General features: G+C 49.5%; 20 protein-coding genes, 1 tRNA gene and 1 pseudogene. 12 read left to right on the forward strand and 10 right to left on the reverse strand.

What is annotated here, in order from left to right; translation table 11 throughout:
* Window positions 1-56 precede the first annotated feature (56 nt).
* The 4 genes and pseudogenes from rho to IE082_RS09515 all read right to left on the reverse strand — a co-directional run bounded on the left by rho (window position 57) and on the right by IE082_RS09515 (window position 4907).
* Window positions 57-1319 carry a transcription termination factor Rho gene (rho, locus tag IE082_RS09500; RefSeq protein WP_189493682.1) on the reverse strand — a complete coding sequence of 421 codons (1263 nt, stop codon included), beginning with the start codon at window positions 1317-1319 and terminating at the stop codon, window positions 57-59.
* Window positions 1320-1514: 195 nt separating this feature from the next.
* Window positions 1515-1812: pseudogene (locus IE082_RS09505) on the reverse strand (thioredoxin family protein).
* Between the two features lie 197 nt (window positions 1813-2009).
* Entirely contained in the window at window positions 2010-3419 is a 1410-nt protein-coding gene (locus IE082_RS09510; RefSeq protein ID WP_189493683.1) for an alanine/glycine:cation symporter family protein, read from the reverse strand.
* A 225-nt stretch (window positions 3420-3644) separates the two neighbouring features.
* The gene (locus IE082_RS09515; RefSeq protein ID WP_189493684.1) at window positions 3645-4907 is read right to left on the reverse strand and encodes a metallophosphoesterase; all 1263 of its coding nucleotides are present in this window, start codon (window positions 4905-4907) and stop codon (window positions 3645-3647) included.
* A gap of 39 nt (window positions 4908-4946) precedes the next feature.
* Here IE082_RS09515 and IE082_RS09520 point away from each other — a divergent pair, with 39 nt between their 5' ends.
* The 3 genes from IE082_RS09520 (at window position 4947) to rpmA (ending at window position 6287) form a co-directional block, all read left to right on the forward strand.
* Window positions 4947-5456, forward strand: a complete 510-nt coding sequence (locus IE082_RS09520) for a YfbK domain-containing protein (RefSeq protein ID WP_189493685.1) — start codon at window positions 4947-4949, stop codon at window positions 5454-5456.
* A 193-nt stretch (window positions 5457-5649) separates the two neighbouring features.
* Window positions 5650-5961, forward strand: a complete 312-nt coding sequence (rplU, locus tag IE082_RS09525; protein ID WP_189493686.1) for a 50S ribosomal protein L21 — start codon at window positions 5650-5652, stop codon at window positions 5959-5961.
* A 71-nt stretch (window positions 5962-6032) separates the two neighbouring features.
* The gene (gene rpmA, locus IE082_RS09530) at window positions 6033-6287 is read left to right on the forward strand and encodes a 50S ribosomal protein L27 (RefSeq protein WP_189493687.1); all 255 of its coding nucleotides are present in this window, start codon (window positions 6033-6035) and stop codon (window positions 6285-6287) included.
* A gap of 110 nt (window positions 6288-6397) precedes the next feature.
* Here rpmA and IE082_RS09535 read toward each other — a convergent pair whose 3' ends face one another.
* A complete protein-coding gene (locus IE082_RS09535; RefSeq protein WP_189493688.1) occupies window positions 6398-7642 on the reverse strand; it encodes an MFS transporter in 1245 nt (414 codons plus the stop codon).
* 256 nt (window positions 7643-7898) lie between these two features.
* Between IE082_RS09535 and cgtA the strand changes: the two genes are divergently transcribed.
* The 3 genes from cgtA to tadA are packed head-to-tail and all read left to right on the forward strand — an operon-like array spanning window position 7899 to window position 10701.
* Entirely contained in the window at window positions 7899-9062 is a 1164-nt protein-coding gene (gene cgtA / locus IE082_RS09540) for an Obg family GTPase CgtA (protein ID WP_189493689.1), read from the forward strand.
* Between the two features lie 29 nt (window positions 9063-9091).
* Window positions 9092-10216 (forward strand): glutamate 5-kinase, encoded by a 1125-nt coding sequence (gene proB / locus IE082_RS09545; RefSeq protein WP_189493701.1) that lies wholly within the window; start codon window positions 9092-9094, stop codon window positions 10214-10216.
* Window positions 10213-10701, forward strand: a complete 489-nt coding sequence (gene tadA / locus IE082_RS09550) for a tRNA adenosine(34) deaminase TadA (RefSeq protein WP_189493690.1) — start codon at window positions 10213-10215, stop codon at window positions 10699-10701. Before proB ends, tadA begins: the two co-directional genes overlap by 4 nt.
* A gap of 127 nt (window positions 10702-10828) precedes the next feature.
* On the opposite strand, the gene IE082_RS09555 is transcribed toward tadA, so the two are convergent.
* Window positions 10829-10904, reverse strand: a tRNA-Lys gene (locus IE082_RS09555).
* A gap of 166 nt (window positions 10905-11070) precedes the next feature.
* Between IE082_RS09555 and IE082_RS09560 the strand changes: the two genes are divergently transcribed.
* On the forward strand, window positions 11071-11451 hold the full coding sequence (locus tag IE082_RS09560) for a cupin domain-containing protein (protein ID WP_189493691.1): 381 nt from the start codon (window positions 11071-11073) through the stop codon (window positions 11449-11451).
* Window positions 11452-11593: 142 nt separating this feature from the next.
* On the opposite strand, the gene IE082_RS09565 is transcribed toward IE082_RS09560, so the two are convergent.
* Complete coding sequence (locus IE082_RS09565; protein WP_189493692.1) at window positions 11594-12088, reverse strand: YhbY family RNA-binding protein; 495 nt, start codon at window positions 12086-12088, stop codon at window positions 11594-11596.
* A gap of 101 nt (window positions 12089-12189) precedes the next feature.
* Here IE082_RS09565 and IE082_RS09570 point away from each other — a divergent pair, with 101 nt between their 5' ends.
* From IE082_RS09570 to glmM, 4 genes are all read left to right on the forward strand, one after another.
* Complete coding sequence (locus IE082_RS09570; protein ID WP_189493693.1) at window positions 12190-12819, forward strand: RlmE family RNA methyltransferase; 630 nt, start codon at window positions 12190-12192, stop codon at window positions 12817-12819.
* A gap of 39 nt (window positions 12820-12858) precedes the next feature.
* Entirely contained in the window at window positions 12859-14817 is a 1959-nt protein-coding gene (gene ftsH / locus IE082_RS09575) for an ATP-dependent zinc metalloprotease FtsH (protein ID WP_268244693.1), read from the forward strand.
* 332 nt (window positions 14818-15149) lie between these two features.
* Window positions 15150-16037: a dihydropteroate synthase gene (folP, locus tag IE082_RS09580; RefSeq protein ID WP_189493694.1), complete on the forward strand. Its 888-nt coding sequence runs from the start codon at window positions 15150-15152 to the stop codon at window positions 16035-16037.
* Between the two features lie 136 nt (window positions 16038-16173).
* Window positions 16174-17508 carry a phosphoglucosamine mutase gene (glmM, locus tag IE082_RS09585; RefSeq protein ID WP_189493695.1) on the forward strand — a complete coding sequence of 445 codons (1335 nt, stop codon included), beginning with the start codon at window positions 16174-16176 and terminating at the stop codon, window positions 17506-17508.
* A 57-nt stretch (window positions 17509-17565) separates the two neighbouring features.
* Here the strand turns inward: glmM and nth are convergent, their stop codons facing one another.
* The 3 genes from nth to recQ all read right to left on the reverse strand — a co-directional run bounded on the left by nth (window position 17566) and on the right by recQ (window position 20720).
* A complete protein-coding gene (gene nth / locus IE082_RS09590) occupies window positions 17566-18198 on the reverse strand; it encodes an endonuclease III (RefSeq protein ID WP_189493696.1) in 633 nt (210 codons plus the stop codon).
* Window positions 18199-18204: 6 nt separating this feature from the next.
* Entirely contained in the window at window positions 18205-18807 is a 603-nt protein-coding gene (locus IE082_RS09595) for a 2-hydroxychromene-2-carboxylate isomerase (protein ID WP_229809806.1), read from the reverse strand.
* A 68-nt stretch (window positions 18808-18875) separates the two neighbouring features.
* Window positions 18876-20720 (reverse strand): DNA helicase RecQ, encoded by a 1845-nt coding sequence (gene recQ / locus IE082_RS09600; RefSeq protein WP_229809809.1) that lies wholly within the window; start codon window positions 20718-20720, stop codon window positions 18876-18878.
* Window positions 20721-20873: 153 nt separating this feature from the next.
* Between recQ and IE082_RS09605 the strand changes: the two genes are divergently transcribed.
* The gene (locus IE082_RS09605; protein WP_229809807.1) at window positions 20874-23081 is read left to right on the forward strand and encodes a UvrD-helicase domain-containing protein; all 2208 of its coding nucleotides are present in this window, start codon (window positions 20874-20876) and stop codon (window positions 23079-23081) included.
* The last annotated feature ends 274 nt before the right edge of the window (window positions 23082-23355 follow it).

The following is a 23355-nucleotide window of genomic DNA, read 5'->3' on the forward strand; positions in this document are numbered from 1 at the left end:
GTAAGACTGATCGAAAAAAAATCAGTGCTACAGTACTGATTTTTTGATGGCGTTGATTACCCGCCGCGTCTCATCATTTCAAAAAACTCAGCATTGTTCTTTGTTTGTTTCATTTTGTCGACAATGAACTCCATGGCTGCGATATCGTCCATCTCGTAGAGGAATTTGCGCAGAATCCAGATTTTTTGAAGAACGTCTGGTTTGAGTAAAAGCTCCTCGCGGCGCGTGGATGATTTGTTCAAGCTGATGCTTGGGTAAACACGTTTCTCTGACATGCGGCGATCCAAGCACAGTTCCATATTGCCCGTGCCTTTGAATTCTTCAAAAATCACATCATCCATCCGTGAGCCCGTGTCCACGAGCGCGGTGGCGATGATGGTCAGTGAGCCACCTTCTTCGATGTTGCGTGCTGCACCAAAAAAACGTTTTGGGCGTTGTAGGGCATTGGCATCGACACCGCCTGTGAGGACTTTACCTGAGGCTGGAATGACGGTGTTGTATGCGCGTGCCAATCGGGTGATGGAGTCAACGAGAATAACGACGTCTTTACCTGTTTCGGTCAAACGTTTGGCTTTTTCGATGACCATTTCGGCGACTTGGACGTGACGGGTGGCTGGCTCATCAAATGTTGAGGCGATGACTTCGCCTTTGACAGCGCGTTGCATTTCGGTCACTTCTTCGGGACGCTCGTCAACCAATAGGACAAATAAGTCAATGTCAGGACGGTTTTCGGCAACGGCGTGAGCGATGTTTTGCAGCATGACAGTTTTACCCGACTTGGGCGGGGCGACGATGAGGCCACGCTGTCCCAAACCGATGGGGGAAATGATGTCAATGATACGGCCTGTGAGGTTTTCCTCGGCCTTGATGTCGCGTTCTAACGGCAGGAGTTTGTTCGGGTGAATCGCGGTTAAGTTTTCGAACAAAATACGGTGTTTGGTGTGCTCAGGGACAAGGCCGTTGACTTTATCGACTTTGACGAGGGCGAAATAGCGCTCGTTGTCTTTCGGTGTGCGTACTTCACCTTCGATGGTGTCGCCTGTGTGTAAATTGAAACGACGAATCTGTGAGGGTGAGATGTAGATATCATCCGTGCTGGCGAGATAAGATGTGTCGGGTGAGCGCAAAAATCCAAAACCATCGGGCAAAACCTCGAGCGTGCCATCGCCGAAGACCGACTCGCCTGTTTTGGCGCGACGTTTGAGCACGGCGAACATGAGCTCTTGTTTACGCAGACGGCTGGCGTTTTCGATGCCCAGCTCAAGCGCCATTTCGACGAGTTCTTTGATGGGTAGGGATTTTAATTCGTTTAAATGCATGATGAACAATCATTAAGATGCGTGCGAGTGACGCGGCGGAAATAACTTTTTGAGGGGAAATAAGAAGTATTGCAGAATGTGTCGAGCGACACGAAAATCGATAAGATGCGCGATTATAGCTGAAAAACAGGGTAAGGTGAGGGTTTTATGAATAACGCCACAGCGCGGTTATAACCACCGCGCTGTGTGCTTTGATTAAAGGTGGCTGTCGATGAAAGCGGCCAATTGTGATTTGCTCGCTGCGCCGACTTTTGTGCCCATGACTGTGCCGTTTTTGAACAACAACAAAGTGGGGATGCCACGAATACCGAATTTGGCAGGCGTGTTGGCGTTTTCATCGACATTGACTTTCACAATGGTGATTTTGCCATCGTAGTCTTTTGATAATTCGTCCAATACTGGGGCAAGCCCAAAAATCCACCAATACTGGGGTGGCGGCGTTTAAAACGTCTGCTTCAAAAGTGTCGTCGGTAACATGCTTTAGGGTGCTCATGGGTTTTCCTTGTGGTGTGAATAGAATCTATGGGCTAACTGGTGATGCGCTTTTGATTTTCAAGAGCAATACCAAAGATAAGGCATTTTATCTGTTTTTTTGGGTGCTTGCTCAATTGTGGTCTAAATTGATTGACGTAAAAAAAAGCGACGCCTCAGCGGCGTCGCTTTTTTGTTGGTCAATCAAACGGCAAAGGATTACTTCCAGTTGTCGTCCATTAACTTACCTTTCAAACCTTCAATTGATTCGCTTTTGAAAACAGGCTCTTTGCCTGCTTTGAGCTGGCTTGCGTAGTCTTTCCATGCCGCGAAAGAGAATTTAGAAAGAAGCAAAATGGCGGCTAAGTTAATTAATGCCATGAAGCCCATGCTGACATCAGCCATGTCCCACACGAGTGGCAAGCTGCCTGTTGCGCCGAACATCACCATACCTAGCACCATTAAGCGGAAAATCAACACCAGTGTTGGGCTACGTTTGATGAAGTTGATGTTGCTCTCTGCATAAGCATAGTTACCAATAATGGAAGTGAAGGCAAATAAGAAGATGGCAATAGCTAAGAAGCCGGGACCACCTGCGCCAACGTGGTGATTAACCGCCGCTTGCGTTAACGCAATCCCTTTCGCTTCATCACCTGCGGTGTAGGCAGGCGATAGCAAAATTATCAGTGCTGTCGCGCTACACACGATGATGGTGTCGACAAACACGCCGAGCATTTGCAATAAGCCTTGGTTAACAGGGTGTGGTGTTGAGGCAGAAGCTGCCGCATTTGGTGCAGAGCCCATACCTGCTTCATTAGAGAACAAGCCGCGTTTGATGCCCATTTCCATCGCTTGTTTCAAGCCAACACCTGCAGCACCACCCAAAGCCGCTTGTGGGTTAAAGGCAGCAGAAACAATCAGGCCAAGAACGCGTGGCAACTCACCAATGTTGGTGATGATGGCGTACACTGCGACGAGTAGATAAATGACCGCCATCACAGGCACGAGAATTTCAGCCACTTTACCAATGCGACGTGCACCACCAAAAATCACCGCGCCAGAGGCTGCAACCAGAATAATGCCCATCAACGTGCGGTCAATGCCAAATGCGACTTCCATGGACTCGGCAATCGCGTTGCTTTGCAACGCATTAAATACCAAACCGAATGCAAGCAATAGACTCAACGCAAATGCAATACCCCAGCCACGTGAACCCAAGCCTTGTTGGATATAGTAAGCAGGGCCACCACGGAATGTACCGTCACCGTTTTTGACTTTAAAAATCTGAGCCAACGTTGCTTCGACGAATGCTGATGACATACCGAGCAATGCCGTCACCCACATCCAAAACACAGCACCTGGGCCGCCAACACTGATGGCTGTGGCGACACCTGCGATATTCCCCATACCCACGCGAGAGGCCAAACCTGTGGCGAATGCTTGGAATGAACTGATTTCACCTGGGCCTGCTTTGGCGAATGTGACTTGGCAGGCACGTTTTAAACCACGAAATTGTAAAAAGCCAAAACGGATGGTGAAGTAAATCCCCACACCGAACAGTAGGTAAACCAAAACATACGACCAAAGTATGCCGTTGATGTCATTAATAAAACCGTGAAACGCTTCCATAAAACCATCCTTCTCTTTGTGTGCGGGTGTATAAAGTTACAGTCTCCAGCCCGCATGTTGATGTTGTTGTGAACAAAAGAAAATGTTGCGGGCGTATGCTAACATTGGTGGGTGGTTTTTACCCTCCAAAATTTACACACAATTGGTGATTTATTGGCAGATTTGGCGCGTTAGACAAAAGAATATTCGGTTTATGCTGTGAGCGCACGTTCTTTTTGGTGGAATTTATGCTTTTTTAAGGGTCACTAAAGTGATTTCTCCTGTGATATCAGTGGTGCGAATTGGCGGCCCCCAGTAACCTGTCCCCGAATTGACATAGATGTTCATGTCACCACGGCGATTTAATCCTTGGGCGTATTGATGCACCCAGTGGACAATCCACGTTGCTGGGAAGTATTGGCCTGCGTGAGTGTGGCCAGATAATTGTAAGTCTACATTCAGTCCGTCGGTGAGCAATGCTGTGTCGGGGTGGTGTGCAAGCAGAATGCGTGGTGTATCGGCGGGGGCGTTGGCGAGCGCCGCCGCTGGGTCGCAGCGATGGGTTTTTGAGCGGCTGCCGCTTTTGTAGTCATGTACGCCCGCGAGGACGAGCGGGCTACCGTTGATGTTCAGTACCCGGTGTTCGTTTTCCAAGACATCCCAGCCTAATGTACGAAACTCCTCCATCCATTCTGCCACGCCAGAATAATACTCATGGTTGCCTGTGGCAAAAAACGCGCCATACTTCGCCTTGAGTTGGCCCAATGGCGCGAAGTTTTCTCGTAATCTTGCCACCGAGCCATCGACAAAGTCACCTGTGAGAGCAAGGATATCTGCATTGAGCTCATTCACTGTCGTCACGATTCGCTGCACATACGTTGCTTCACCTGCGAGCTGGCCTATGTGCACATCAGATAACTGCACAATCGTTGTGCCAATTAGGCTGTCAGGCAAGTTTTTTACCAATACATCCATGTGCACCACCGTCGGTGATGCCGCTGCACGTGCCGCTCCGTAACCAAATACCGCAGCGGCTGCACCGACTGCACCCACGCGAGATGCACCTCTTAAAAACTCACGTCGTTCTAGCGATGCTGATTGGCTTTTTGGCCAAAATTTTGTCCCCAGCAGCAACGCGTCTCGCAAAAACACAAATACCAATAGCAGCGAATACAATCCAAAACCATAGTTGACCGACGGCAACCAGACGCTATTACTCCCGCGCAATATGAACCCAAATGGCACACACGCCGCTAATGCCACAATCGACAACCAAGCGAGCACCCGCCAGCCGACAAACCCTCGCGACGGTACCAACCGCCAGCCTATATAAGCGGCCAAAAGAATCAATAAAGATGTCACGATGATGGGAAATAAATTCATGATGAGTACCAAGTTTGGGTAAAAATACATCATAACGGCAGAACGTGGATGAAATGCGAGTGTGCCCTCGTATGACAAAGCGCTTTCTAACCAACGAGCTTTTAAAATAATAAACCATGCAGCCATCTTTGACGCTTTTGGGGCTCACGATCATTAAAACACTCAGTGAGTTTTCAAGTGGTCGAATACCGTCAAATCGGTTACGAAAACCGCCAGCTTGCTCGCGAAGACTTTAATAACGACAAAGTGGATGCGGGCGACATCGGCGCGGGCAAACGTGTCACTGTTTTGTATGAGTTGGTTCTCAAAGGCAGTAAGGGTGATGTTAAAGCTGACTCATTGAGTTACCAAAATGAAAAGCCAAAATCAGATTCAGGCCGTGAACCCGCATTTCTCAAAATGCGTTGGAAAACCCCCGCAGGTTCAAAAAGCGAGTTAGCCAGCTTGGTCATTAACACGTCCGACCAGCTCGCCGCTTTTACTGACGGCTCGGTGGATATGCGTTTTACCGTCGCTGTGGCTGCTTTTGGCCAAAAACTGCGTCACAACGCCGCATTGGATAAAACCTCATGGCAAACCATCCTTGACTGGGCAAGCAACGCCAAAGGACGAGATGAGCATGGTTATCGTCACGAGTTCGTTGGCATGGTGCGCACAGCGAAAAACTTCAATTGAGCCGATTGCATCACATCTGAGCACCTCTGATTGGCTCACGGATGTGATGTAATCAGTGTGAATTTGACCACAATCAGTGCAGAGGTTTGCGATTAAGTGCTTGTTTTACTTGATTTACTTGCCTAAAGTCAGTTACAATCTCGCTTCTTTACGCAATGGTGCGTCAAAGAGGTTTTAAATTTAAGGAATATTCATGTACGCAGTCATAAAAACTGGTGGTAAGCAATACCGTGTTATCGCCGGTCAAAAATTGAAAATAGAACAGATCGCTGCTGACATTGGACAACAAATTACCTTGAACGAAGTACTCGCTGTTGGTTCTGGCGAAGGCTTGGTTGTGGGTACACCGTTGGTGTCTGGTGCGTCGGTCGTTGCTAAAGTGGTTTCACAAGGTCGTCACGACAAAGTCCGCATTTTTAAAATGCGTCGTCGTAAGCACTACCAAAAACGTCAAGGCCATCGCCAAAACTACACCGAAATTCAAGTTGAAACGGTGAATGCTTAATCGGCGTAATTTGTTTGTTAACAACGTTGATTCAATGATTTGAATCAAGTTTGAAAAAAAGGTTGCTCAAAATGGCACAAAAGAAAGGCGGCGGCTCTACGCGAAATGGTCGTGAATCGGAATCGAAACGCTTGGGCGTTAAAATGTACGGTGGTGAACACATTGTCCCTGGTAACATCATCATCCGCCAACGCGGTACTGAATACCACGCAGGCGTTGGCGTCGGCATGGGTAAAGACCACACTTTGTTTGCACTGGTTGAAGGCAAAGTTGAGTTCTCAGTCAAAGGCGCTTTGAAGCGTCGTACAGTCAGCGTTGTTTCCTAACCGCTCGATTGACGACTTAAAAACCCCCACGAAATTCGTAGGGGTTTTTTATTGGTCAACGATTGATTACGATTGTTTGCCTGAATGCTTGTATGAAATAAAAGCCATCACTATGAGCGAGGTGCTGATGGTGTTTTTATTTCCCCATAGACTCGCCAAATCCCGTATGTAAACCCCACCATCGCTATAGAAATTGTTGCATACCCCGCAAAAATACCAACATGTGTGGCAAAAAAACCAATGATGAGACCGCCGAGCTGTGAACCGAGGATGATGCACAGCATGAGTAGAGCTGAGCATTTTGATGCATCATGTGGGACTTGTTCGATGAGATGGTTCAGCAGCATGGGAAATATAATCCCAATGCCCAAGCCAGCCATAAAACTAACCATACTGACGAAAAGCACATGAGCATGGTTGGGCAACGCGAGAAGGACAATGAACATTGCTGTTCCCACAACAGTTAAACGCTTCATGCGCTGCTCGTTGCTCCAGCGACTGTGATAAAACGCTTGCCAGATGCGGATGATGAGCATGCCACCAGTGAACGCTGCCAAACCTATGCGGGCATGGGTTACATCGATTTCGCGGCCATTGGTGGCGTAGTTGACGAACCAGTAGGCATTGCCCCATTCTGCATAGCCGATGAGTATGCCGCACAGCCATGTCCATCGCGCCCACGGTGCGCGGATGACTGCGAGATAGCTGGATTGACTGGTGCCATTGGTGTGGTTGTGACTTTGATTGGCGGCGGTGTCCGTGACGATTTGTGCGAAATCGGCGCGGGCTTTTCGATGCAATAAACTTGCCGCAATTATCAGTAATGGCAAGGCAAACATCACATAAGGCAAACGCCAATCGTGGTGCCACATCAGCAATAGTGTCACCCACAGCGGCGAAATCGTCGCGCCGACGCTAAACCCCACATCTAACAAAGCAAGTAACCGAGGGCGTATGCCATCAGATAAGTTCAAGTGAGCCAACATACTGTGCGACACGGTTATAATCGCCGTGCTGGTCGCCGAGTAGAGGCAATAACCGACACATACCAAAGCAAAGTCACCGCTTGAAACAATTAACACCAGACTGACCGCCACCAATGCCAAATACACCATCAGAAGTGGCGCAGGGGCAAACCGCTGGGCGATATCGCCGCCCAAAAATGCGCCCAGTGCACCGCCGGCGCTCATAAGCATGATGAGTGCACCGAGATTTTGTGGTGTCAAACTGAGTGTCACCGAAATCTCAGGTGTGAGACTGCCATAAAAATTGCTGAATAAGCCCCAGCATAATGTAGCAAACATCAATGCCCAAGCAATATAAGGCGTCTGGCGGATAAAGTCGTTGGTTCTCATGCGTAATGGGGTGTTAGATTGGTAAAGAGAAAGATGGTTTTTGTGGTCAATCTCAAGGGTGCGGTGTTGAAACTTGATGGAGTAGCGACGCGTGCACGGGGAAAAAGACAATGAATCATCAAAGCCAAAGCGACATTCTACGCGCACCAAAAATTCATGATGTTTCTTTTCTGGGCATTCATGTCGTTTTCAGCGAAACCCCTGTGTTGATGGCTTATAATGTCGCTATTCACCGACAGTTTTTATTGGACAGCAAATGAAGTTTATTGATGAAGCAAATATCGAAGTTATCGCAGGCAATGGTGGTAATGGTGTGGTGAGTTTTCGCCGCGAAAAATACAAACCTGATGGTGGCCCTGATGGTGGTGATGGCGGCAAAGGCGGCAGCGTTTTTGGCCAAGCCGATGACAATCTGAATACGCTGATTGACTATCGCTACACGAAAAAACACTTGGCCAAACAAGGCGAGGCGGGACGCGGTGCGGATTGCTACGGCAAAGGTGGCGATGACATCACTTTAAAATTACCTGTTGGCACGATGATTTATGACGCTGAGACGGGCGAGCTATTGCACGACTTGTCCGAAAACGGTCAGCGCGTTTTGCTTGCCAAAGGTGGCGACGGTGGACTGGGCAATATTCACTTTAAATCATCAACGAACCGCACGCCGCGTCAGCGCACGTTAGGCACGGAGGGCGAGCGTTTTGCCTTGCGTTTGGAACTGAAGGTATTGGCTGATGTTGGGCTGCTCGGTATGCCGAATGCAGGTAAATCCACGCTGATTAGCGCGGTGTCAAATGCCAAACCGAAAATCGCTGATTACCCATTCACCACACTGCATCCCAATCTAGGCGTAGTGCGCACGGCGGCCGAACGTAGCTTTGTGATTGCGGATATACCTGGGTTGATTGAGGGTGCGGCTGATGGAGCGGGTTTAGGGCATCGGTTTTTGAAGCATTTGGCGCGCACGCGTGTGTTGTTGCATTTGGTTGACTTGGCGCCGTTTGACGAAAATGTTGATGCGGTGTACGAGGCGCGTGCGATTGTTGAAGAGTTGCGCAAATACGACGAAGAGCTGTACAACAAACCACGCTGGCTGGTGTTGAATAAACTAGATATGCTCGATACCGAAGCGCGTACTGAGCGCGTTGCGCAGTTCGTTAAGGATTATGGCTGGACTGGGCCGATTTTTGAAATTTCTGCGGCGACACGTGAGGGTTGCGATGTCCTGATGAAAGCAATTCAGGATTACGTCGACTTGATGAAAATCGAGGACGCACGCGCGAAAGAAGAGCAAATGCAGCGCGAAGCCGCTGAGCGCATCATTGCCGAGCGTGAGCAGGCAGAGCGCATCGCCGCTCGAGAAGCTGAGCGTGCCGCGCGTCGATTACAAGCAGAGCAGGATGGAGAAAATGCATGACGGTATGGAATGATGTCACTGTGCTTGCCATGCCATCGGCGATTCACGGCGCGCAGCGTGTGGTGGTCAAGGTAGGCAGTAGTCTGGTTACAAACGAAGGTTCGGGTGCTGACGAGGCTGCCATCGCCAGTTGGGTGAAACAAATCGCCAACTTGCGTGCTGCGGGTAAAGAGGTGATTTTGGTATCCAGTGGCGCGATTGCTGAAGGCATGAAACGCTTGAACTGGTCAAAGCGCCCGACGCACATTGATGAGTTGCAGGCCGCTGCCGCCGTTGGGCAAATGGGTTTGGCGCAGGTTTATGAATCAAAGTTTGCTGTGTTTGGCATTACCACTGCGCAGATTTTGCTCACTCATGCTGATCTGGCTGATCGCACGCGTTATTTAAATGCACGCTCGGCCTTGTTTACATTGCTTCGTTTGGGTGTCGTGCCCATCATCAACGAAAACGATACGGTCATTACCGATGAAATCAAAGTGGGTGACAACGACACGCTCGGCGCACTCGTCGCCAATCTCATCGAAGCTGACGCGCTTGTCATACTCACCGACCAAACGGGTTTATTTACCGCTGACCCACGTAAAAATCCGCAAGCAGAACTCATTCAAACTGCACCCGCGGGCTTGGCCATCCTCGAAGAAATGGCGGGTGGCGCAGGCAGTAACATCGGCACGGGTGGCATGCTGACCAAAGTCCTCGCCGCCAAACGCGCCATGAAAAGCGGCGCACACACCATCATCGCTAGTGGGCGCGAAATCAACGTCCTGCCGCGACTTGCCAGCGGTGAGCGCATTGGCACAGAGCTTCGTGCGGATACGCCGCTACTCACTGCTCGTCAGCAGTGGATTGCCGATCATCTGCAATTGCGTGGCAAAATCGTTCTCGATGCAGGTGCTGTAAAAGCGATTCGAGACAATGGTAAAAGTGTCTTACCTATTGGAGTCGTCCGCGTGGAAGGCCAATTTATGCGCGGCGACGTCATTGCTTGTGTGGATGAGTTGGGTAAAGAAATCGCTCGTGGCATCATCAATTACAATAGCCCAGAATCTGCACGCATGGCAAAACACACGACCGAGCAAATCGAGCAACTCATTGGCCACATGGATGAAGCCGAGCTCATGCACCGCAACAACATGGTACTTGTCTCGCCATGAGTATCGTGTGGGAAAATAAGCTGCAGCGTGATGAATTCTTCATGCGCTATGCGCTCGCCGCCGCTCAAAAAGCCTATGACATAGGCGAAGTGCCTGTCGGGGCGGTGCTGGTGAAAGACAACATGGTTGTTGCCGAGGGTTACAACCAATCCATTACGACGCACGATGCTTCAGCTCATGCCGAAATGCAGGCCCTGCGTGCGGCGGGATTAAGCGTTGAGAATTACCGTTTGCCTGATTGTGAATTGTATGTGACGTTAGAGCCATGTCTGATGTGTGCGGGGGCGATGTTTCATGCGCGAGTCAGCCGAGTGGTTTACGCCACACCTGACCCCAAAACAGGCGTGGCAGGTTCTGTTTTAAATCTGTTTGACGAGGCTCGGCTAAATCACCATGCGACAGTTGAGGGCGGTGTGCTGCTTGAGGAAGCCAAAGCGTTGTTGCAGCAGTTTTTTAGGGAGCGGCGACAGATCGGTAAAGCTTGAGTTTGGTGCATGAAGCAAATAATAATCTTGCAAAGATTGCATGCTGCTGGCGAGGTGCCATTCAGAAGCTGATTCGGGCAGAGAAATAAAAAAGCGCTTTAGTCAAAACTAAAGCGCTTTTTATTTTTGGTAGGACGTACAAGATTCGAACTTGTGACCAACGGATTAAAAGTCCGCTGCTCTACCAGCTGAGCTAACGTCCCAAAGAAGAGAAATTATAAGGTGCAAAAAGATTTCTGTCAACGGAATTTTGCAAAATAAATCGGATAATTGGTTGGTTTGTGATGGCTTAGGTGGTTGCGGTTTTATTGAGTGGGTTATTGTAGAATGTATATGCGTATTTTTATTTTTTGAATCAAGGAGTTAAAGATGACAGTTGTTCAATCTAATCAAGTAACTGTGCAGTTGTTCGGTGAATGCAGTCCTGAGCCTGAGTTCGATTTTCCGCGTGCGGATCGTTTGCTGACGGGAAACCCAAAGCGCACGACATGGTCTCATTTTGTGAACGACTCCGGTGAAGTCTATATGGGCGTATGGGCATCTGAGGTAGGTTCGTGGCACATTGAGATGGGGCCGACGGAGGATGAGTATTTTTATGTTTTGGAAGGGCGGGGTCAAATTGTTGGTGAGTCGATGACGAAAGCGTTCTCAGTCGGGGATGCCGTGGTGATTCCTGCTGGTTTCAAGGGGGTGTTTGAGGTGATTGAACCTTTGAAGAAACATTATGTGATTGTGGAGCGACAAAGTTGAATGGTTTTTTTTGATAAACGGTTGAGTTGATTAAATCCCTCAATGAGCGCTAATAAAAAGCCGATAAAAAAGGTTAAGCAAGAGACTTAACCTTTTTTGTGAACAACTCAGATGCTGGCAGCAGTGTGGTTTGATGCGATGCTCAACCCATTTTCTTTTTGGCGCTAACGGTTTTTTTCTTGCCACGTTTGACGTTACCGCCTTGGGTGACGCGTTCGTTGCCTTTGATAGTGATTTTTTTGGTTTTCACTGCGCGGTTGGGGATGGCTGATTTGATGACGGTGACGCGACGCGGTGCGGCGCCTTTAAAACCATCTTCGGAAGCGAGGGTTTGAGCAAAGGTTTTTTTCTTTGGTGTTTTGGACTCAGGACGATACAGAACGAGTAGTTTGCCAATGTGCTGAACTTGGGCGGCGCCCAGTTTGTCGCATAGGGTGTCGAAATATTCGGCACGCACATCTTTCTCATCAGAAAACACGCGAACTTTAATCAGGTAGTGGGCAGAAAGGGCTGCGTCGGTTTCTTTGATAACGGCTTCGGTCAAGCCTGCGTCACCAATCATGACGACGGGTGAGATGATGTGTGCATCGGCACGTAAACTTGAGCGTTGGGCTGCGGATAAGGGTAAAATGGCCATGATTTTCTATGAGTTTTCTTTAATTTTTAAGCAAAGCGTTATTATCCTTGATTGCGGCCAATTGCGCACGGGTTTCGCTTTTGCATGAGGTGTTGAGTATTTTGAAAAAAAATAAGTTCAGTCAGGCGTGGATGCACGACCACATCAATGACCCGTATGTGAAGCAGGCGCAACGCGATGGTTATCGAGCCAGAGCTGCGTATAAGCTCAAAGAGATTGATGAGCAAGACAAGCTGATTAAATCGGGTATGGTCGTGGTTGACTTGGGCGCGACGCCAGGGAGCTGGTCTCAAGTGGTGCGTGAGAAGCTGGTCAAGAGTGGTGAAATCAATGGCCGTATTGTGGCTTTGGATATGTTGGAGATGGATCCGATTGCGGGGGTGGATTTCATTTTGGGCGATTTCCGTGAGGACGCTGTGCTCGATGAGCTGGCTCGTATGCTGGGTGGCGCGTCGGTGGACCTTGTTTTATCAGATATGGCCCCCAATTTAAGTGGTATCCCTTCTGTGGATGCGGCGCGGATTGACCATGTGTGCGAATTGGCGCTTGATTTCGCAGCGACGCATTTACAGCCGAATGGGGCTTTGTTGATTAAAGCCTTTCATGGCGCGGGGTTTGATGCGATGGTGAAACGATTTAGAGAGACCTTTAAAGTGGTGCACACACGTAAGCCAAAGGCTTCGCGCGATAAGTCGGCCGAAGTCTATCTGTTGGGGCGCGGTTTGAAGTAACAAGGTATAATCACAAGGTTAAAACACGAGGAGTGTGAATTGAAAAACAATGGTTTAGTGCGCATCGCTTTTTGGGTGCTTGGTTTGATGCTGGTTTACAGCGTTTTCCAAGGCATTGAAACGAGTCGAAAGCCCAAGGTAGAGCCTGTGAGCTACAGTGAGTTCATGACGGCTGCACAGTCTAGCAAAATTAAAGAAGTGCAAATTCAAGGCAATGAGTTAATGGTGACCCCTGTTGAAGGCTCACCTTACAAATTGGTTGCGCCTCCTGATGATCAGATGGTCAAGACGTTGTTGGCTGCGAATGTCAAAGTGGTGGCCAAAGAAGTTGAGGGTCAAAGCTTTTTGCAACAGTTGTTTTTCTCGCTGCTGCCTTTGTTGTTGATTGGTGGTTTGTTGTTTTTCATGATGCGCCAAATGCAAGGTGGTAAAAATGGAGTGATGTCCGTGGGACGTTCGCGTGCACGTCTGCAAGACGAATCGGCGAAAAGCGTTACTTTTTCGGATGTCGCTGGCTGTGATGAGGCGAAGGAAGAAGTTAAAGAAATCGTTGATTTCTTAAAAGACCCCCAAAAATTCCAAAAGCTCGGTGGCTCTATTCCTCATGGCGTTTTGCTTGTCGGCCCTCCAGGGACAGGTAAAACGTTATTGGCAAAAGCCATTGCTGGTGAAGCGCGTGTGCCGTTCTTTAGTGTTTCTGGTTCGGATTTTGTGGAAATGTTCGTTGGTGTGGGTGCTTCGCGTGTTCGTGATATGTTTGAGCAGGCGAAAAAACAAGCACCGTGTATCATTTTCGTCGACGAGATTGACGCGGTCGGTCGTCATCGTGGCTCGGGTACGGGCGGGGGCAATGACGAGCGCGAGCAAACATTGAATCAAATGTTGGTTGAGATGGATGGTTTTGAAGGCGACTCAGGCGTGATTGTGATTGCGGCAACCAACCGAGCTGATGTGCTGGATAAAGCCTTGCTTCGTCCAGGTCGTTTTGATCGACAAGTGTATGTGGGTTTGCCAGACATCCGTGGCCGTGAGCAAATTTTGGGCGTGCATGTGCGTAAAGTGCCGCTGGCCAAAGACATTGATTTGTCTGTGTTGGCACGCGGGACACCTGGTTTCTCGGGCGCTGATTTGGCCAATCTGGTCAATGAAGCAGCATTATTTGCCGCTCGTCGCAACAAACGCTTGGTCGAAATGATTGACTTTGAAGATGCGAAAGATAAGCTGTATATGGGGCCTGAGCGTCGCTCAACCGTGATGCGCGAAGAAGAACGTCGTGCGACGGCCTATCATGAGTCTGGTCACGCAGTTGTCGCGGCTTTGTTGCCCAATGCTGACCCGGTACACAAGGTGACGATTATGCCGCGTGGTTGGGCACTCGGTGTGACATGGCAGTTGCCTGAGCATGACCGCTACTCAAAGTATGCGCACAATATATTGGAAGAAATTACGATTTTGTTCGGTGGTCGTGCGGCGGAGGAGATTTTCTTGGGTGCGCGTAGTACGGGTGCGTCCAATGACTTTGAGCGCGCCACGGCACTGGCCCGTGATATGGTGGCTCGTTATGGGATGACCGATGCGCTCGGCCCTATGGTTTACATTGACAATGACAATGGCCCAACAGGCATGAGCTTTAATCGCTCGGTGTCAGAAGACACCCAACAACGCGTGGATGCGGAGATTCGCCGTATTCTCGATGAGCAATATGCCTTGGCGATGCACTTGCTGCGCACACATTACGAAAAAGTTGAGGCCATGACAGCGGCTTTGATGGAGTGGGAAACCATTGACTCGGATCAGGTCAAAGACATCATGGCAGGTTTCCCGCCACGTCCACCCAAAGAGGTCTCAGTAGATGCGGTACCTGCACCTCATGATGACGCGCCACCACCAGTGGTCACGCCGGAAGTTGTTGTTGCGGATGCCGTGGCTGCCCCACCTGTGACTCCTGTGGCGTCGCCGAACAACGGGGCTGATGGAAATAAGCCACCTCTGTTCTAAGTTTGAAACATCAAAAATTTGATGAGTTTTGATAAAACGCCCACAGTATTGTGGGCGTTTTTCTATAGAAGCCTTTTGACGCTCCTGCTATTTAAACTATTGGTGAAGTGATGGATAAGACTGACAAGCCTGCTACTGTTGCTATCATGGCACAGGCTAGTGTACCCGCTAAGTATTGTAGGCCTTGACGGGTTTTGTTTCTACTGACCATGAGAATGAATCCCTCAATCGTAAATGTTAAACGGTTTTTTGGTTGAGTTGTTCTGGATTACTGTTTCTGCAAAGGGACTCTAAACCCACTATAATGCCCGAAAGAACGTGTAGAGGAACTCATGTCATCAACTCAGCAGTACTTATTCAATTCAACACACAGTGCGCTTAATGTTTGGCAGTGCGGTCGTTATGCGTTACCTCTGACGCAGCGTGGGCGTCCTTATATCATGGGGGTGCTGAATGTGACGGATGACTCATTTTCGGATGGGGGGCAATTCGTTGAACCTGCCGCAGCACTGGCTCGTGCGCAGGAGATGATTGCTGCGGGTGCGGATATTCTCGATATAGGCGGCGAGTCTACGCGTCCAGGGGCTCAACCGTTATCGGTGTGTCAGGAGTTGTGTCGGTTGTTGCCGATTGTTGATGCGCTCAAAGACTGTGGTGTGCCAATCTCGATTGATACCTACAAGCCTTATGTGATGCGTGAAATGTTGGCGTTGGGTGTAGATATTATAAATGATGTGTGTGGTTTTAATAATCCGGTGTCCATTGACGCTGTGGCTGACAGTGGGTGTGGCTTGTGCATTATGCACATGCAGGGCAAGCCTCAGACCATGCAAGAGCAACCCAGCTATGACAATGTGGTGGTGGAGGTAGCCGATTTTTTGGCGTTACAAATTGAACGAATGAATTTCGTGGGCATTGAGTCCAATCGCATCTGTGTTGACCCAGGTATTGGCTTTGGTAAAACCCTGTTTCATAACATCCAGCTCATTAATGCGATAGAACACATTCGTCAGCAAACACAGGCCGTTGTGCTCATCGGAGCTTCTCGAAAGCGCATGATTGGTGAGTTGACAGGTAAAGACGTCGCGCAGCGCATGGCGGGTAGTGTGGCCACGGCAGTGTATGCAGCGACACGAGGTGCGCATGTGGTGCGTGTGCATGATGTGGCGGAGACGGTTGATGCATTGAACGTCTGGGCGGCATTGAGTCAACAAGCTTGATGTGAGATAATTGGGTTCGTTTTAGAACCCTTTTTAATTTGTGGGTTTATTCTAAAAAATATAAAGTATGGATGTTAACAGGGTAGCTTTGCCATTCTGTCATATACAACATCAATAACATCATCAAAGGACTTTCATGGCACGTAAATATTTCGGCACCGACGGTGTGCGCGGACGTGTGGGGCAGTACCCCATTACCCCCGATTTTGTGATGAAGCTCGGTTATGCTGCTGGTAAAGTTTTGGCACATGATCTTGCTGTGGCGCGTCCTTGTGTGCTGATTGGTAAAGATACGCGGATTTCGGGTTATATGCTCGAAGCAGCTTTAGAGGCTGGATTTGCAGCGGCTGGTGTCGATGTGATGCTGTGTGGGCCGATGCCGACACCAGCGATTGCTTATTTGACTCGTGCTTTGCGTTTACAGGCTGGCGTGGTCATTTCGGCTTCTCACAACCCATTTGAAGACAATGGCATTAAGTTTTTTTCTGCCAAAGGCGACAAGTTGTCCGACGAAAAAGAGTTGGAAATTGAGGCGCAACTTGATTTAGAAATGAGTTGTGTGAGCTCTGAAAAGCTAGGTAAAGCCAAACGGTTGGAAGATGCGGCGGGGCGTTACATTGAGTTTTGTAAATCGACATTTCCCAATGAGTTTGATTTGCGCGGTCTAAAAATCGTGGTTGATGCGGCACATGGTGCGGCATACCACATCGCCCAGCCAGTACTGCATGAGTTGGGCGCTGAGGTTATTACCATCGGTGTTTCCCCGAATGGTCTGAATATCAATGATCAAGTGGGGGCGACAGCGCCTGATGCGTTGATGCGCAGTGTACGTGCGAATCATGCAGATTTGGGGATTGCGCTTGATGGCGACGCTGATCGTGTGGTGATGGTTGATGCCCGCGGCGTGGCCTATGACGGCGATCAATTGCTATATGCCATCGCAGCGACGCAGCACGCAGCCACACCCATCACAGGCGTGGTCGGGACGCTTATGAGCAATTTGGGTTTAGAAAAAGCTCTGACACGCTTAGGCATTGAGTTTGCTCGTGCTAAAGTGGGCGATAGGTACGTGCTTGAGCAGCTCAAGGAGCGTGGCTGGTTATATGGTGGCGAGAGCTCAGGGCATATTTTGTGTTTGGACAAACACACCACAGGTGACGGCATTGTCAGTGCGTTACAAGTGCTCGCTGCAATGCGTCGATCTGGTCAAACGCTGGCACAACTCGTGCAGCCGATGAGTATGTATCCGCAAACGATGATTAATGTTCGGGTTGAGAAAGGTTTTGACTGGCAGAATCACGCAGGGCTAAATGCCGCGAAAGCCAAGGCTGAGCAAGCGTTGGGTGATACAGGCCGTATTCTCATACGCGCATCGGGCACTGAGCCATTGATTCGTGTGATGGTCGAAGCAGAGGATGCGAAATTGGCAAAAGAGCAGGCTGAGTTAATGGCGCAGAGCTTAAAAGTGTGAAGTGATTAAAGGGCAAAACAAAAAACGGGCATTTTTGCCCGTTTTTTTTGAAATGCGTTAAACCGTCTTTGCTTTGTAATCGCATAAATCCACAATGATGCATTCACCGCATTTGGGTTTGCGTGCTTGACAGACATAACGCCCATGTAAAATCAGCCAATGGTGTGCATCGAGCATGAACTCTGCTGGGATATTTTTCAGCAGTTTTTTTTCGACATCCAATACGGTTTTACTTGTGGCCAAGCCTGTTCGATTGGCGAGTCGAAAGATATGGGTATCGACGGCCATGGTGGGTTGTTTGAATATTGTATTCAGAACCACATTGGCGGTTTTTCGACCCACACCAGGCAGTGCTTCGAGTGAGGCTCGGTCATTTGGCACAGTGCTGGTGTGTAATTCGATGAGCATTTTGCATAAGCCGATGACGTGCTTGGCTTTACTGCGATACAGGCCGATGGTGTTGATGTAGGGGATGAGGCCATCCTCGCCGAGTGCGTAGATGGTTTCGGGTGTGTTGGCAACGGGATAGAGCTTTGCTGTTGCCTTGTTAACGCCGACGTCGGTTGCTTGTGCGGACAACACCACAGAGACCAGCAGTTCAAAAGGACTGGTGTAGGTTAGTTCTGTGGTGGGGTTCGGATTGGCCTCGCGCAGGCGGCGAAACATCTCGAGTCTGTCTGCTGGCCGCATGATGGGTTAAGCAGATTTGGCTTGCAGGGCAGCTTCGAGTTGGTCTAAGCGGTCAAAGCCCCAAAAAGGCTCGCCATCGAGTAGGACAAAAGGTGAACCAAACACCCCACGCGCGGTGGCCAAGTCGAGCTCTGCACGAACCTGCTCTTTGGTGAAGGAGTCGTTGATACCTTGTGTGAGTTCTTCACCATTTAAGCCGAGGGCTTCACCAATCGCCACAAGTGTTTGTGGATCGCCAATGTTTTTGTCCTCGACATAGTAGGCTTTGAAAATCGCTTGCGCCAAAGCGATGCCTTTGTCCTCACCGAATTTTGATTCTGTCCACATGACGGCGCGTGCCGCAATGCGTGTTTCGAGTGGAAATACAGAAGGCAATTTAAAGGGGATTTGGTGAAAAGCTGCGCTGCGCACATAGTCCTTGCGAGTGTAATCGCGTTTGGCAGGATTTTGCACGAGTGATGTGCCTGTGGTTGAAGGCTTGAATGCTTCACCTGCGAACGGATGCCAATCGACTCGGTGGTTGTAGCGTTTGGCCAGCTCGTTGATGCGTGTGCTGGCGAAGTAGCCGTAAGGCGATGAAAAATCAAAGTAAAAGTCGAGTGAACCCATGATGTGCGCTCTTGTGAAGGTAAAGATGTGATTCTAACAAAAGTTCATGGTGTGCGTTCATGCGCGGTCTAAATGAATTGAGTCACCACTTCGACAATCGCTGCGCCATAGTTGTCTAATTTTTTGTCGCCAATCCCTGATAAGCCACGTAAGTCAGAGACGTGCATGGGTTTTTCTAAGGCGATTTCACGCAGCGTGGCGTCATGGAAAATCACGTAAGCAGGCACGTTGTGGTTTTTTGCCGTATCGAATCGCCACGAACGCAAGGCGTTGAAGATGGATTTTTCAAGATCGGACAAGTTTGCATCACCGATGTTTGCACTGCTGGCTTTGCTGATTTTTTGTTTGGCAGGTTTGCTGTACTGACGCAGGCGAATACTGGTTTCGCCTTTGAGAACGGGACGTGCGGCATCACTGAGTTTGAGTGCGTTGTATAAATCAAAGTCAATGAATAATAAATTTTGAGCGATGGCTTGACGGATCACTGCGCGCCATTCGGCTTCAGACGTGTCTTTGCCAATGCCGAAAGTGGATAAGTCTGTGTGGCGAAACTGCTCAATGCGCTCAGTTGTATTGCCGCGTAAGACATCAATCACGTGACCTGTGGCGAATTGCTGGCCGACGCGGTACACGCAGGATAATAGTTTTTGTACCTGCTCAGTACCATCAATGGATTGCGGTGGGTTCAGGCATGTGTCACAGTTGCCACACGCCTCACTGGTTTGGTCAAAGTAGCGCAACAGGTGAACGCGGCGACAGGTGAGCGTTTCGCACAGATTGAGCATGGCGTCGAGTTTGCTGTTTTGTACGCGCTTGAAATCGTCTGAGCCATCGGATTCGCTAATCATGCGGCGTTGTTGTACCACGTCTTGCAGGCCATAGGCCATCCAGGCGTTTGACGGCTCGCCATCACGGCCTGCACGGCCGGTTTCTTGGTAGTAGCCTTCCATGCTTTTGGGCAAATCAAGGTGTGCGACGAAGCGCACGTTGGGTTTATCAATGCCCATGCCGAATGCGATGGTGGCGACCATGATGATGTTGTCTTCTCGTAGGAATCTGGCTTGATTGGCTTGACGCACTTCGAGTGGTAGCCCTGCGTGATAAGGTAGGGCATCGAAACCATTTTTGACCAAAAAATCAGCGGTTTCTTCGACTTTATTGCGTGAGAGGCAGTAGACAATGCCGACTTCATCGGCGTGGTTGGCTTTGATAAAGTTAATTAGCTGTAGTCGTGCATTGGTTTTCTCGACAATAGTGTAACGGATGTTAGGGCGGTCAAATGATGAGACAAACTTGCGCGCATTCTCAAACTGCAAGCGCAGCACCATTTCCTCGCGCGTTTGAGCGTCTGCCGTGGCAGTGAGTGCAATACGCGGTACGTTCGGAAATAGCTCGTGTAGCACCGATAATTTGATGTACTCAGGACGAAAATCATGCCCCCACTGTGACACACAATGTGCTTCATCAATCGCAAATAAAGCAATCTTGCAGGATTGTAATAAACCCAAGCAACGCGGCATCAGCAATCGCTCTGGCGCGACATACAGCAAATCAAGTTCGCCACGGCGCAAAGCAGCCTCAACAGCCGCCTCTTCCTCATAACTTTGGGTGGAGTTCAGAAACGCCGCGCGAACGCCCAATTCTTTCAATGTATCAACTTGATCCTGCATCAGTGCAATCAGTGGTGATACCACCACGCCAACGCCCTCGCGCACCAACGCGGGGATTTGATAGCACAATGATTTACCTGCGCCCGTTGGCATGAGCACCAGCGCATCGCCACCATTTATGACTTGTTCGACAATCTGAGCTTGTTCACCACGAAAATCAGGGTAACCGAAGGTGTTTTGTAAGACGGATAAGGCGGTGGGGCTTGTGTTCATTGAGGAGAGAAATAGACGCACGAAAGGCATCATGATAGCAGGCTGAGCCTGTAAAATGTCGGGGTTTAGTCATCATGCAGCGTATGGCTTGCATTGATGCACCTTGATATTCTGGCTGGTTGTATCTTAAATCTTAAGCCTCACTGAACACCGAACAACGTTCACTTTTTCAGAAATCATCGCATGACCCCATTCGAACAACAAATGTCTCGCTTAAACCCCACGCAATTGCAAGCGGTTACATTGCCCAGTCAATCTGCACTCGTCCTCGCGGGTGCAGGCTCGGGCAAAACCAGCGTGCTCACCACGCGCATGGCGTGGCTCATTAGCACGGGGCAGGTCACGCCGCAATCCATTTTAGCCGTGACTTTTACCAACAAAGCCGCGAAAGAAATGATGACGCGCTTGTCGAGCCTCTTGCCAATTAACACACGAGGCATGTGGGTCGGCACGTTTCATGGCTTGTGCAATCGCTTTTTGCGTGCGCATTATCGTGATGCGAATCTGCCGCAGGCGTTTCAGATTTTGGACACGGCCGATCAGCTATCATCGATTAAGCGTTTGCTTAAAGCGATGAACATCGATACGGAAAAATTCCAACCCAAGCAAGTGCAATACTTCATCAACGGTGCGAAAGAAGAAGGCTTGCGTCCCGCCGACTGTGACACGGGTGACTTTTTTCAACGGAAAATGGTCGAGATTTACGTTGCCTACGAAGCCCAATGTCAGCGCGAAGGCGTGGTGGATTTCCCCGAGTTATTGCTGCGTGCTTATGAAGTCTTGTCAAAAAATGATGCGTTGCGTGCGCACTATCAGGCTCGTTTTGCGCATATCTTAATTGATGAGTTTCAAGACACGAATAATCTGCAATACGCGTGGATTAAGCTACTCGCAGGACAAAACACCGTGCTCATGGCCGTCGGTGACGATGACCAATCCATCTACGCTTTTCGTGGCGCGCGAGTGGAGAATATGCGCTTGTTTGAAGCCGAATTTGCGAAAAACAATCTGATTAAGTTAGAGCAAAACTACCGCTCATTCGGCCACATCCTCGACGCGGCGAATGAGCTGATTAGCCAAAACACCAACCGACTCGGTAAAGATCTCTGGACAGACAAAGGCCACGGCGAACCTGTGCGGATTTATGAGGCGGCCAGTGACTTCTCAGAAGCACAGTTTGTCATCGAAGAAATCAAAGCGCAGATTAACGAAGGCCAAATGCGCCGCGACATCGCCGTGCTGTACCGTGCGAATGCGCAGTCGCGTGTGATTGAGCATGGTTTGTTTAACGCAGGTATCCCGTATCGCGTCTACGGCGGCTTGCGATTTTTTGAACGTGCAGAGGTAAAACACGCGCTGTCGTATCTGCGTCTACTGGACAATCCCCATGACGACACCGCATTTATTCGCGTTGTGAACTTTCCTGCGCGTGGCATTGGTGCGCGTACATTGGAACTACTCCAAGACGCTGCACGTCTACACAATTGCTCGCTGTGGTCAGCTGTACCTTTTGCCACGGGTTCGGGCGCGGCGAAACTTATGGGCTTTACCCGCATGATTGATGCATTGCGTTTTGACACGCAGCATTTGCCGCTGCCTGAACTCGTCGACCACGTCATCGCACACAGCACGCTCATCGCGCATTATAAAAACGAAAAAGAAGGGCAAGACCGCATCGAGAACTTAAACGAATTGGTCAACGCCGCTGCCGCATTCACCCAAATCGAAGGCCATGCCAGTGACGCCACGGCTCTACAAAGCGACACAGACAACACCATCATCACACCGCTCGCAGGCTTTCTCAGTCACGCGGCGTTAGAGGCTGGCGACAACCAAGCCCAAGCAGGTCAAGACGCCGTGCAGCTCATGACCGTGCACGCTGCGAAAGGCTTGGAGTTTAAAACCGTATTCATTTTGGGTTTAGAAGAGGGCTTATTTCCGCATGAAAATAGCCTCAATGAGCAAGGTGGCGTCGAAGAAGAACGCCGCCTCATGTACGTCGCCATCACCCGCGCCCAAGACCGCCTCTATATGACCCTCGCACAACAGCGCATGCTCCACGGTCAAACCCGCTACGGCATCAAATCGCGCTTCCTCGACGAGCTACCCGAAGCGTCGCTGAAATGGCTCACGCCACGCGCCTCAGTCTACACCGCGTGGGACAACACCGCCTCTGAAGTCGCCACGCCATCATTCGGCTCGTATAAAAAAGATGAGAACAACACCATGGGCTTTCGCGTCGGCCAAGCGGTGCATCACGCCAAATTTGGCGACGGGGTGGTGGTCAAACTCGAAGGCTCGGGCGAGGACACGCGTGCGTATGTGAATTTTGGTGGGTCGTATGGAATTAAGTGTTTGGCGTTGAATGTGGCGAAGTTGGAGGTTAAATAATGAAGTTTCATAAAACAATTCAAAGTTATCACGCTCAATTTGCTGAGTTAGATGCCGATTCTTTATTTCAAGGATTGCTTGGGTATGGAATGTTTGCAGAGAAAATACCTAATTTGTTCACATCTAAACCTTTTTATCGATATTGCCATGACGTCCTCCCAAAAAAGTGTATCAGGGATAATTAGAAAAAAGCGGTTAAACTGAGCCAAACGAAGAGGAGAAGCTCATGAAGACCAGCAAGTTTACGGAAGAACAAATTGCCTTTGCGCTGCAT

The sequence above is a fragment of the Formosimonas limnophila genome (assembly GCF_014652675.1).
Taxonomy (GTDB): Bacteria; Pseudomonadota; Gammaproteobacteria; order Burkholderiales; family Burkholderiaceae; genus Hydromonas; species Hydromonas limnophila.

Excerpts from the sequence above, each read along its gene's own strand:
- rho (WP_189493682.1), bottom strand. The coding sequence starts at position 1,319 with ATGCATTTAAACGAATTAAAATCCCTACCCATCAAAGAACTCGTCGAA.
- IE082_RS09510 (WP_189493683.1), bottom strand. The coding sequence starts at position 3,419 with ATGGAAGCGTTTCACGGTTTTATTAATGACATCAACGGCATACTTTGG.
- IE082_RS09515 (WP_189493684.1), bottom strand. The coding sequence starts at position 4,907 with ATGGCTGCATGGTTTATTATTTTAAAAGCTCGTTGGTTAGAAAGCGCT.
- rplU (WP_189493686.1), top strand. The coding sequence starts at position 5,650 with ATGTACGCAGTCATAAAAACTGGTGGTAAGCAATACCGTGTTATCGCC.
- rpmA (WP_189493687.1), top strand. The coding sequence starts at position 6,033 with ATGGCACAAAAGAAAGGCGGCGGCTCTACGCGAAATGGTCGTGAATCG.
- IE082_RS09535 (WP_189493688.1), bottom strand. The coding sequence starts at position 7,642 with ATGAGAACCAACGACTTTATCCGCCAGACGCCTTATATTGCTTGGGCA.
- cgtA (WP_189493689.1), top strand. The coding sequence starts at position 7,899 with ATGAAGTTTATTGATGAAGCAAATATCGAAGTTATCGCAGGCAATGGT.
- proB (WP_189493701.1), top strand. The coding sequence starts at position 9,092 with ATGCCATCGGCGATTCACGGCGCGCAGCGTGTGGTGGTCAAGGTAGGC.
- tadA (WP_189493690.1), top strand. The coding sequence starts at position 10,213 with ATGAGTATCGTGTGGGAAAATAAGCTGCAGCGTGATGAATTCTTCATG.
- IE082_RS09560 (WP_189493691.1), top strand. The coding sequence starts at position 11,071 with ATGACAGTTGTTCAATCTAATCAAGTAACTGTGCAGTTGTTCGGTGAA.
- IE082_RS09565 (WP_189493692.1), bottom strand. The coding sequence starts at position 12,088 with ATGGCCATTTTACCCTTATCCGCAGCCCAACGCTCAAGTTTACGTGCC.
- folP (WP_189493694.1), top strand. The coding sequence starts at position 15,150 with ATGTCATCAACTCAGCAGTACTTATTCAATTCAACACACAGTGCGCTT.
- glmM (WP_189493695.1), top strand. The coding sequence starts at position 16,174 with ATGGCACGTAAATATTTCGGCACCGACGGTGTGCGCGGACGTGTGGGG.
- nth (WP_189493696.1), bottom strand. The coding sequence starts at position 18,198 with ATGCGGCCAGCAGACAGACTCGAGATGTTTCGCCGCCTGCGCGAGGCC.
- IE082_RS09595 (WP_229809806.1), bottom strand. The coding sequence starts at position 18,807 with ATGGGTTCACTCGACTTTTACTTTGATTTTTCATCGCCTTACGGCTAC.
- recQ (WP_229809809.1), bottom strand. The coding sequence starts at position 20,720 with ATGCCTTTCGTGCGTCTATTTCTCTCCTCAATGAACACAAGCCCCACC.
- IE082_RS09605 (WP_229809807.1), top strand. The coding sequence starts at position 20,874 with ATGACCCCATTCGAACAACAAATGTCTCGCTTAAACCCCACGCAATTG.